General features: G+C 58.7%; 9 protein-coding genes and 1 pseudogene. 1 reads left to right on the forward strand and 9 read right to left on the reverse strand.

Annotated features, from left to right (window positions below):
* The 9 genes and pseudogenes from AAAB16_RS00275 to AAAB16_RS00315 form a co-directional block, all read right to left on the reverse strand.
* Nucleotides 1-298 (reverse strand): annotated as a pseudogene (locus AAAB16_RS00275) (isocitrate lyase); the annotation flags it as partial.
* A gap of 512 nt (nt 299-810) precedes the next feature.
* Nucleotides 811-1620 (reverse strand): secretin N-terminal domain-containing protein, encoded by an 810-nt coding sequence (locus AAAB16_RS00280; RefSeq protein ID WP_340661523.1) that lies wholly within the window; start codon nt 1618-1620, stop codon nt 811-813.
* The gene (locus AAAB16_RS00285) at nt 1617-2270 is read right to left on the reverse strand and encodes a histone acetyltransferase HPA2 (protein ID WP_340661524.1); all 654 of its coding nucleotides are present in this window, start codon (nt 2268-2270) and stop codon (nt 1617-1619) included. The genes AAAB16_RS00280 and AAAB16_RS00285 overlap by 4 nt, the downstream gene beginning before the upstream one ends.
* A 7-nt stretch (nt 2271-2277) precedes the next feature.
* Nucleotides 2278-2706, reverse strand: coding sequence for a GNAT family N-acetyltransferase (locus AAAB16_RS00290; protein ID WP_340661525.1), 429 nt, complete (start codon nt 2704-2706; stop codon nt 2278-2280).
* Entirely contained in the window at nt 2699-3865 is a 1167-nt protein-coding gene (locus AAAB16_RS00295; RefSeq protein WP_340661526.1) for a cupin domain-containing protein, read from the reverse strand. Before AAAB16_RS00295 ends, AAAB16_RS00290 begins: the two co-directional genes overlap by 8 nt.
* Before the next feature lie 78 nt (nt 3866-3943).
* Complete coding sequence (purB, locus tag AAAB16_RS00300; RefSeq protein ID WP_340661527.1) at nt 3944-5314, reverse strand: adenylosuccinate lyase; 1371 nt, start codon at nt 5312-5314, stop codon at nt 3944-3946.
* A 298-nt stretch (nt 5315-5612) separates the two neighbouring features.
* Entirely contained in the window at nt 5613-6233 is a 621-nt protein-coding gene (hflD, locus tag AAAB16_RS00305) for a high frequency lysogenization protein HflD (protein WP_340661528.1), read from the reverse strand.
* Complete coding sequence (gene mnmA / locus AAAB16_RS00310) at nt 6230-7348, reverse strand: tRNA 2-thiouridine(34) synthase MnmA (protein WP_340661529.1); 1119 nt, start codon at nt 7346-7348, stop codon at nt 6230-6232. The genes hflD and mnmA overlap by 4 nt, the downstream gene beginning before the upstream one ends.
* Nucleotides 7349-7419: 71 nt before the next feature.
* The gene (locus AAAB16_RS00315; RefSeq protein ID WP_340661530.1) at nt 7420-7860 is read right to left on the reverse strand and encodes an NUDIX hydrolase; all 441 of its coding nucleotides are present in this window, start codon (nt 7858-7860) and stop codon (nt 7420-7422) included.
* Between the two features lie 322 nt (nt 7861-8182).
* Here AAAB16_RS00315 and icd point away from each other — a divergent pair, with 322 nt between their 5' ends.
* On the forward strand, nt 8183-9439 hold the full coding sequence (gene icd / locus AAAB16_RS00320) for an NADP-dependent isocitrate dehydrogenase (protein WP_340661531.1): 1257 nt from the start codon (nt 8183-8185) through the stop codon (nt 9437-9439).
* Nucleotides 9440-9631: the final 192 nt, after the last annotated feature.

Here is a 9631-nt window from a genome sequence, read left to right on the forward strand (position 1 = left end):
GGTAGAGGTAGCGCTTGTTGGTGGTCTTCAGGTGCTTCTTGATCGAAATCAGCTTCTGCTGACCGATGAAGCCGTGCCAGCAGCCCAGGGACTGGGTGTAGACAGAAGAGTCAGCGTCGTAGTCGGCCATGTCTTTGCGCATGATAGCGGCGGTGTACTTGGCGATATCCAGACCGGTTTTGAAGCGGTTCTGAGCGCGCATACGGGCGACGGACTCAGGGTTGATCGCACTCCAGCTGTTGCCGGCGGTTTCTTTCAAAGCGGCTACGGCTTTGATGTCATTTTGATAAGCAGACATGGTCAATCCTTCAAAGTTGATGATTGGTTGAGCACGACACTTCCCATTCAAAACCGGACAAAGCTGAGTGGTCTTGCAGCGGTAGGTGTACTGCAGAGCAACGAGATATCGACTGAGACGGGATTGAAGCTGAGGAGGGGGCAGAGGGGGTGAACAGGAAGGTGGCGTCAGCTGCTTTGGCACTTGCCGGCTCGTGGAAACCGTTGGGTGTCGCGGTGGGCTGTGGCGGCCAGTCTGGCTGTTACGTAAAACGCTTCCCCGTCCCTCAGGACAACTTCGTTCCAGTCGCAATCTCGTCGAACTGCCTTTTGAGCGGTAAAACACGAATCGAATCTACGGTAAGCAGGTTGCGATCCGGAGGCTCTTTCGAGGCCTCTGATTAGCGGGAGCGGGGCCATGATGCCTCTGCCAAACAGCTTCGTCAAACGTTTTGTAGTGCTTTTTTTCTACTACTACATATTGTTCGACGTGCGACTTGCGGGTCACGAATTTCCCCGCCAGTCGCGGCCTTGTCAGTCCAGGGCGTCAACCTTTACGCGCAGGGTCATATCCTCGCGACCTTGGGTGGAGCGGCGCTGAATAAAGCCGCTTTGGTCAGACTGAGAGTTTTCATTCACGCCGCCGATGGTGATCCATTCACCCAGGCGGCCAGTGACTTTGGTCTCGGTGTTTTGGATGTTGATTGCGCCTTGCTGGGTCTGGCTTAGGCGATCGTTGTTGTTGGCGATGCTGATGTGCACCAAGTCGCCGGTCAGGCTGGCGGTGACATAAAAGCCGCGGGTGACGTTGCGGTATTCGGTGTTGTTGTACGGGCGTCCGTAGCTGTCGACGCTGGTGGTGGTCAGCGGCACGCTCTGACCGACCTGAATAAGCGCCGGATAGCCTTCGCTGGTTTGCACCTGCTGTGTACCGCCGCCGCGGCTTTGGGTGCTGCGGTTGATAATGCGCACTTGGTCGCGGCCGTTGACTTCGCCGCGTCCGGATTGGATTTCGACATTGCCGGCGCTGGCAGTGCCGTTGACCGAATAGCCTTGGCTGTTGGAGGAGTTGCTGTCGCTGGTGTCGACGCTGATCAGCAAGCGCCGTGGCTGTTTGTCGAGTTGCTTAAGCAGGTCGCGCACTTCCTGCAACTTGGCGGGTGGGGCATTAACGATCAGTTGGTTGCCGTAGTTACTGGCGCGGCCTTCGTTGCCGAGCACCGATTGCACCACGGGTAACACGTCGTCGGCGGTGCGGTAGTTCAGCGGTATCACTTCGGTGGCGGCCAGCAGCGGCTGGCTCAGGCACAAGCAGAGAGCGGCGAGCAGGGTGCGCAAGGTCATAGCAGTAAGCTCCGTAAGTCCAGGTCGCTGACGCTGACGTCCCACGCCTGATCGAATTTGTTTTGCATCACCCGCACTTGGCCGGGGTCGTTGTACAGCGCATAGCCAGCGATCTGTTCCAGCTTTGGGCGCATCAGCAAGCCGCCGGTATCCGCCAGCAGATAGGCAATTTCATCGTTGGTATAGCTGGGATTCAGCTTGCGAATGTGCAGGTTGCTCGAAAGGCGTCGGGACAGTTGCAGCAAGCGATGACCTTCTTTTACCGCGCTGCTCGGATCGTTCAGCAGAATGCGCAGACGGTTTTTAGGGTTGGCCAACAGAAATTGCGTGCAGGCGTCCTGCACGCTGCTGTGGTGGTAGAGCCAGCGCTCGAGGTCGGGGGTGTAAATGCACAGGCTGCGCTGCGCTTGTTGCAGCAACGCCAGGGCGTGGGCCTGGGCTTGCTCCGGGCGGGTAAAGTGCTGCAGTTCGCGCTCGCCGCCCAGTTGAAAGGGTGCCGGTTCACGGCGCTCACGTTCGCCATGCTGGGCGGGCGGGTTGTGCACTGCGAAGCTGCCCGGCGACACGAATTCGATGGCGGGCAGCTCTGCGGGTGGAGAGTCCGCGACACCGTCCGTGGTGTCTGTTTGCGGCGTATCTTCGTCGATCATCCTGACCTCACTGACTGATGCGTTTCATCTCTACGTGGGGGATGCCGGCGTCGAGAAACTCGCCGCTGACAACGGTAAAGCCTAGCCGCTCATAGAATGCGGTGGCGTAAACCTGAGCGCTGAGTGTCTGTTCCTTCAAGCCGCGACGCTCGGCTTCATTGATCACTGCGGTCATCAATGCTTCGCCAACTTTCAAACCGCGCCAGTCTTTAAGTACCGACACCCGGCCAATATGGCCGTCGGGCAGCAAGCGTGCGGTGCCGATCGCGTAATCGCCATCGACGGCGAGAAAGTGCACCGCTTCCACATCTTCCGCATCCCATTCCAGCTCGGCGGGAACGGCTTGCTCGGCGATAAATACTGTCTCGCGAATACGGCGCAGGTCGGCGTTGTCTTTCTGCCAGCTCGCGACCCGAACTTGTACGTTGCTACTCATCTGCAAACTCCAAACTTCCCTGTCTGACCAGCTCGAGGACGAGGTTACGCCCTTCGTCATCGGCCAGCCATTGGCCAAGGTTTTCCATGTGCAGCACGTCGGCGGCACAGATCAATTTCAGCAGTTCACGCAGGCTGGCCGAGAGTAGGCGGCTCTGACCGCTGGCAAACAGCACCAGGTCTTCACCGACCTCAGACCAGGCAAGGCGCGCGCTTGGATTACGGACCAGCATGGCGCCGTTTTCGATCTGCTCGAGCAGTTCTTCTTCGTCCAGCTCGGTGCCGGCTACCAGCTCGGGGTACTTAGGCTCTGTCATAAATTGGCCAAACCAGGTCATCAGCAGGCGCTCATCGCCCATGTGCTCATTGAGCAGGGCTTTCAGGCGGTCCAGCGAGTCGCGCTGAATCTGATGGGGGTCGCTGGCTGGCACGGTGCCGGCGTCGCTGTAGCGTTCTTCGTCTGGCAGGAACTGGCTCAGGAAGTCGGTGAAATGGGTCAAAACTTCTGCGGCGCTAGGGGCGCGGAAACCCACGGAATAGGTCATACAATCATCCTCGGCGGTGCCATAGTGAGCCAAACGTGGCGGCAGATAGAGCATGTCGCCGGGCTCCAACACCCATTCGTCGGTCTGTTCAAAGTTGGCCAGAATGCGCAGATCTGCATGCTCGAGCATGGGGGTATCTGAGTCGCACATCTGGCCGATTTTCCAGCGCCGGTGTCCCTGGCCCTGGAGAAGGAAAACGTCGTAGTTGTCGAAATGCGGGCCCACACCGCCGCCTGGGGTGGCGAAGCTGATCATCACATCGTCAATGCGCCAGCTGGGCAAAAAGCGGAAGTGCTGCAGCAGCTCGGCCACTTCGGGTACGAACTGGTCGACGGCTTGCACCAGCAAGGTCCAGTCGCGCTCGGGCAGGGTGCTGAAGGCGTCTTCCTCGAATGGGCCGCGGCGCAGCTCCCAAGGGCGCTCGCCATGTTCGAGCACCAGGCGCGATTCGACTTCTTCTTCCAGCGCTAAGCCGGCCAGTTCGTCGGCGGAAATCGGGCTTTCAAAGTCGCTGATGGCCTGGCGCACCAGCAGCGGTTTCTTCTGCCAGTAGTCGCGCAAGAACTCACGGGCGGTAATGCCACCCAGCATCTGCAGCGGAATATCAGGATTCATAGCTAAGCCCTTGAAAGTGTTCAAAGCCCCAAAATAAAAACGCCCGGCACTGCCGGGCGTGTGCAGGGGCGGTAGCAGTCAGATGCGCTTGGCCTGGGCGGCGGCGTTGCCCGCGTAGCCAGCAGGAGTCAGGGCGCGTAGCTGAACCTTGGCCTCGGCTGGAATGTCCAGGCCATCGATAAAGGTTTGCAGGGCCTCGCTGCTGATGCCTTTGCCGCGGGTCAGCTCCTTGAGCTTCTCGTAGGCATTCTCCACACCGTAGCGGCGCATCACGGTTTGTACCGGCTCGGCCAGCACTTCCCAGCACGCGTCCAGGTCGGCGGCAATGCGCTGAGCGTTGAGCTCCAGTTTGCTGATGCCTTTAAGGGTGGCTTCGTAAGCGATCACGCTGTGGGCGAAACCAACGCCGAGGTTGCGCAGTACGGTGGAGTCGGTCAGGTCGCGCTGCCAGCGGGAAATCGGCAGTTTGCTAGCCAAGTGTTGCAGCAGGGCGTTGGCGATACCCAGGTTGCCTTCGGAGTTTTCGAAGTCGATCGGGTTGACCTTGTGCGGCATGGTCGACGAACCGATTTCGCCGGCAATGGTGCGCTGCTTGAAGTAGCCCAGGGAGATATAGCCCCAGATATCGCGATCAAAGTCGATGAGGATGGTGTTGAAGCGTGCCACGGCATCAAACAGCTCGGCGATGTAGTCGTGGGGTTCGATCTGGGTGGTGTAAGGGTTAAAGGTCAGCCCCAGCTCAGCTTCAATAAACTCGCGAGCGTTGGCTTCCCAATCAACATCCGGATAGGCCGACAAGTGCGCGTTGTAGTTGCCCACGGCACCGTTGATCTTGCCCAGCAGCGGCACGGCAGCCACTTGAGCGATCTGACGCTCCAGGCGGTAAACCACGTTGGCCAGTTCTTTACCCAGGGTCGTTGGGGAGGCTGGTTGGCCGTGGGTACGTGACAGCATAGGTACGTCGGCAAAACGGTGAGCCAGTTCGCGAATGGCGTCGGCCAGCTGGCGCATCAGCGGCAGCAATACGGTGTCGCGGCCTTCGCGCAGCATCAAGGCGTGAGACAGGTTGTTGATGTCCTCACTGGTGCAGGCGAAGTGGATGAACTCGCTGACGGCGGCCAGTTCAGGCAGCTTGGCGGCTTGTTCTTTAAGGAGGTATTCCACGGCTTTAACGTCGTGGTTGGTGGTGCGCTCGATTTCTTTAACGCGCTCGGCGTGCTCCAGTTGGAAGCTTTCGGCCAAGGTGTTGAGCAGGGCATTGGCCTCTACCGAGAAGGGTGCAACTTCCGGGATGCCGGTGTGGCTGGCCAGGCGCTGCAGCCAGCGAACCTCGACCATAACGCGGAAACGGACCAGGCCGTATTCGCTGAAGATTGGGCGCAGAGCGCTGGTTTTGCTGGCGTAACGGCCATCAACGGGGGATACCGCGGTGAGCGAGGAGAGCTGCATGGGGCGTTCTCGGACAGTCGGGCGACGAAAAGGGGCGCGAATTATACATAGAAAAACCTCCCCTGACCCGCGCATCGCGAATGCTCTGTCGGGTTTTTCCCATAAGGAGGCACGCGGTGTCGTAGGTTGGGTTGAGCCATCGGCAGAGCCCAACAGGCCGTCCAAAAGGACGGCGCTTATCGGTTCGCGCGGAAATCTATACGCGGAGCCCGTCTGACTCGCTGTTGGGCCGGCCCGTTGGGCTTCGCTGCGCTCACCGAACGCGGACCGATCCAACCTACGGGATGGTGGTTGGCTTTTAGTTGCGAACCAGCGGGTAAAGGTCTTTCAGCAACTTGCGACGGCTAAGCACCAACTGCCAGCGATGGCCGCCCAGCTGCCGCCATAGGCGCGCCGAACGAATGCCTGCCAGCAATAAGGCGCGAATCTTCGCGGCATTGCTCGGTTGCTGCAGGTTGCGCATATCGCCATGCACCTGAATGCGTTGGCGAAAGGTGCTGAGGGTGTCTTGGTACAGGCCGCCGCTGGCCGCGATGACGTTCTCATGCACCAGGCCGAAGTGCTGCACCTGGTTTTGGATTTGGTCGAGGCGCGTGCCGATGGTTTGCAGCATATCGTCGCGCTTGGCCAGCTTGCGCTCCAGGCCAAGCAGGGCGAGGGCATAGCGCAGCGGTTCGCGTTGCAAGGTGCTGGGGTCGCGCTCCAGGGCGCTAAGCAGGGCGCGGTAGCCATTGCGCAGGTTGATATCGTCGCCGCCGTAAACTTCCAGGGTGGTTTTTGGGTCGCGGATCATCAGGCTGCCGAGCATGCAACTCAGGGCGCTTTCGCTGATCTGCCCGGTGCGCGCGACCTGATCGACCAAAAACGCCGCCTCAAAGACGCCGCCCAGGGCGATCAGTTGTTCCTGCGTCGGGGTCATGCGCGTTTTTCCTTACTGCTCCAGGGTTCGGCTACTTCTATTACGCCGCCGCCAAGGCAGATTTCACCGTCGTAAAACACCACCGACTGGCCAGGGGTAACAGCGCGCTGCGGCATGGCAAACACCGCGCGATAGCCACTGGCGGTTTGTTCCAAGGTGCAGGCTTGGTCGCCTTGGCGGTAGCGCACTTTGGCGGTCAGTTGGCGCGGGCTGCTGAGGTCGATGGGGTTGACCCAGTAGATTTCCGAGCAGAGCAGGGCGCTGGAGAATAGCCAGGGGTGCTCATTGCCTTGGCCGACGACTAATACGTTGCGCTCAAGGTCTTTTATCAGCACGTACCACGGCTCTTCGCCGGCATCTTTCAGGCCGCCGATGCCCAGGCCCTGGCGCTGGCCGATGGTGTGGTACATAAGGCCATGGTGGCGGCCGATCACTTCACCTTCGGTGGTTTCGATATTGCCGGGCTGGGCGGGCAGGTACTGCTTGAGGAAGTCGCTGAAACGGCGCTCACCAATAAAGCAGATGCCGGTGGAGTCCTTTTTCTTCGCAGTCGCCAGTTCGTGTTTCTCGGCGATGGCGCGCACTTGCGGCTTTTCCAGTTCGCCCACCGGAAACAGGGTTTTCGCCAGTTGTTCGCCGCCAACGGCATGCAAGAAGTAGCTCTGATCTTTGTTCGGGTCCAGGCCTTTGAGCAGTTCGGTGCGGCCGTCGGTGTCGCGGCGGCGCACGTAATGGCCGGTGGCGATCAGGTCGGCGCCGAGCATCAGGGCGTAGTCGAGGAAGGCTTTGAACTTGATTTCGCGGTTACAGAGGATGTCCGGGTTCGGCGTGCGCCCAGCCTTATATTCGGCGAGGAAATGTTCGAACACGTTGTCCCAGTATTCGGCGGCAAAGTTGGCGGTGTGCAGCTTGATGCCAATTTTGTCGCACACCGCCTGCGCGTCAGCCATGTCGTCCATGGCGGTGCAGTATTCGGTGCCGTCGTCTTCCTCCCAGTTCTTCATAAACAAGCCTTCCACCTGGTAACCCTGCTCCAAGAGCAGAAGGGCGGAGACGGAGGAGTCAACACCGCCGGACATGCCGACGATCACGCGGGTAGAGGAGTTGTCACGCATAGGGATTCTGATGCAGGGCTTTTCGGAAAAACGCGATTCTAACAGGCGAGCCGGGTGAACGGCGATTAGCGCTAGTCGCGCAGCAATGCCAAGGGAAAACGTTCACCGCCCAAATAGTCGTCAATGCAGCGCAACACCAGCTCGCTACGCCAGCGCTCAGGTTGCGCCGCCAGCTCGTCGCGGGTCAGCCACTGCGGACCGATGATGCCGTCGTCCAGTTGATAGTTGTCACGCTGCTGGAGGGCTTTGGCGGCGAAGCACACGCGCTGGTAGGTCACGCCGTTGCTAGGTGCGGTGTATAGATAGATACCTGTGACAGCTGTGAGCTCGACATCCCAGCCGGTTTCTTCCAGGGTTTCGCGAGTCGCCGCCTGCATGAGACTTTCGTCGGCTTCCAAGTGGCCGGCAGGCTGATTAAATACAGCGCGGCCGTCGGCGGTTTCCTCCACCAGCAGAAAACGACCCTGATCTTCAACGATAGTGGCCACGGTAACGTGCGGGGTAAAGCGCATAGCTAACTCCTGTGCGATCAGCGCGCGGCGGGGTATCGCAAGCGGCGCCGAAAAAGGCAAGATCGACCCAAGCTGCTAGGCTGAAAAGCGCCCTGGCCGAACGGGAAATGTAGTGCGCATGTAGTTTGGCTACATGGGCAGGCCCAAGGCCGTAATAATGCGGCCTGCAGCGGGTGTTTAGTCCGACAAATGCGAGAAAAGTGCGTGACTTTCTGTAGAAATACTACAAGAATGGCCCGCCTTTCCGAGACCAATTCAAGTTCCATATCGCCACGCCATCCGCGCGGCGGGATGTCAGACCACGAAAGCAACGGAGTCCAGCATGGGATACCAAAAGATCCAGGTGCCAGCAACCGGTGACAAAATCACCGTTAATGCCGATATGTCCCTGAATGTACCGAACAATCCAATCATCCCTTACATCGAGGGTGATGGCATTGGTGTAGATATCAGCCCAGTGATGATCAAGGTCGTTGATGCTGCCGTACAAAAAGCCTACGGCGGCGAGCGCAAAATCTCCTGGATGGAAGTTTACGCCGGTGAGAAGGCTACCCAGGTTTACGATCAAGACACCTGGCTGCCGAAAGAAACACTCGAAGCTGTTCGCGATTACGTTGTTTCCATCAAAGGTCCTCTGACCACCCCAGTTGGCGGTGGTATTCGTTCCCTGAACGTGGCCCTGCGCCAAGAGCTCGACCTTTATGTATGCCTGCGCCCAGTGCGTTGGTTCACCGGCGTACCTAGCCCGGTTAAAAAGCCGCAAGACGTCGACATGACTATCTTCCGTGAAAACTCGGAAGACATTTATGCCGGTATCGAGTGGAAAGCCGGCTCGCCGGAAGCTCAGAAAGTTATCAAGTTCCTGAAAGAAGAAATGGGTGTTACCAAAATCCGTTTCGACCAGGACTGCGGTATCGGCGTCAAGCCAGTGTCCAAGCAGGGTACTCAGCGTCTGGTGCGTAAAGCACTGCAGTACGTGGTCGACAACAACCGCGACTCGCTGACCATCGTGCATAAAGGCAACATCATGAAGTTCACCGAAGGTGCCTTCAAAGATTGGGGCTACGAAATCGCCAAAAACGAATTCGGCGCTGAGCTGCTCGACGGCGGCCCTTGGATGCAGTTCACCAACCCGAACACCGGTAAAAAGGTTGTGGTTAAAGACGCCATCGCTGACGCCATGCTCCAGCAGATTCTGCTGCGCCCGGCTGAGTACGATGTGATCGCTACCCTGAACCTGAACGGCGACTACCTCTCCGACGCTCTGGCGGCCGAAGTAGGCGGTATCGGTATTGCTCCGGGCGCTAACCTGTCGGACAACATCGCTATGTTCGAAGCCACCCACGGCACCGCACCTAAGTACGCCGGCAAGGACCAAGTGAACCCAGGTTCGCTCATCCTTTCCGCTGAAATGATGCTGCGCCACATGGGCTGGACCGAGGCAGCAGACTTGATCATCGACGGAGTTAACGGGGCTATCTCGGCCAAAACCGTTACCTACGACTTTGAGCGTCTGATGGAAGGCGCGACCTTGCTGTCGTCCTCCGCTTTCGGCGACGCCATGATCAAGCACATGTGATCAAAAAGCGTGGTTAAAAAAAGGCCGGTCTAATGACCGGCCTTTTTTATGCGCAATTAATCTAGCGGTTAGGCAAGATTTTTACGCTTCGGAGGTGACTGCCTGCGGTTGAGCGACAGCTGCAGCGGGTGCTTCGACTGTCTGGTTTATCGAGTTGATATTGACCGCATGCAGACCCTTGGGGCCCTGGAT

This window comes from Pseudomonas sp. (genome assembly GCF_037994325.1).
Classification (GTDB): Bacteria; Pseudomonadota; Gammaproteobacteria; order Pseudomonadales; family Pseudomonadaceae; genus Aquipseudomonas.

What these genes read in the sequence shown, in the direction of transcription:
- AAAB16_RS00280 (WP_340661523.1), bottom strand. Translation starts at nt 1,620, where the DNA reads ATGACCTTGCGCACCCTGCTCGCCGCTCTCTGCTTGTGCCTGAGCCAG.
- AAAB16_RS00285 (WP_340661524.1), bottom strand. Translation starts at nt 2,270, where the DNA reads ATGATCGACGAAGATACGCCGCAAACAGACACCACGGACGGTGTCGCG.
- AAAB16_RS00290 (WP_340661525.1), bottom strand. Translation starts at nt 2,706, where the DNA reads ATGAGTAGCAACGTACAAGTTCGGGTCGCGAGCTGGCAGAAAGACAAC.
- AAAB16_RS00295 (WP_340661526.1), bottom strand. Translation starts at nt 3,865, where the DNA reads ATGAATCCTGATATTCCGCTGCAGATGCTGGGTGGCATTACCGCCCGT.
- purB (WP_340661527.1), bottom strand. Translation starts at nt 5,314, where the DNA reads ATGCAGCTCTCCTCGCTCACCGCGGTATCCCCCGTTGATGGCCGTTAC.
- hflD (WP_340661528.1), bottom strand. Translation starts at nt 6,233, where the DNA reads ATGACCCCGACGCAGGAACAACTGATCGCCCTGGGCGGCGTCTTTGAG.
- mnmA (WP_340661529.1), bottom strand. Translation starts at nt 7,348, where the DNA reads ATGCGTGACAACTCCTCTACCCGCGTGATCGTCGGCATGTCCGGCGGT.
- AAAB16_RS00315 (WP_340661530.1), bottom strand. Translation starts at nt 7,860, where the DNA reads ATGCGCTTTACCCCGCACGTTACCGTGGCCACTATCGTTGAAGATCAG.
- icd (WP_340661531.1), top strand. Translation starts at nt 8,183, where the DNA reads ATGGGATACCAAAAGATCCAGGTGCCAGCAACCGGTGACAAAATCACC.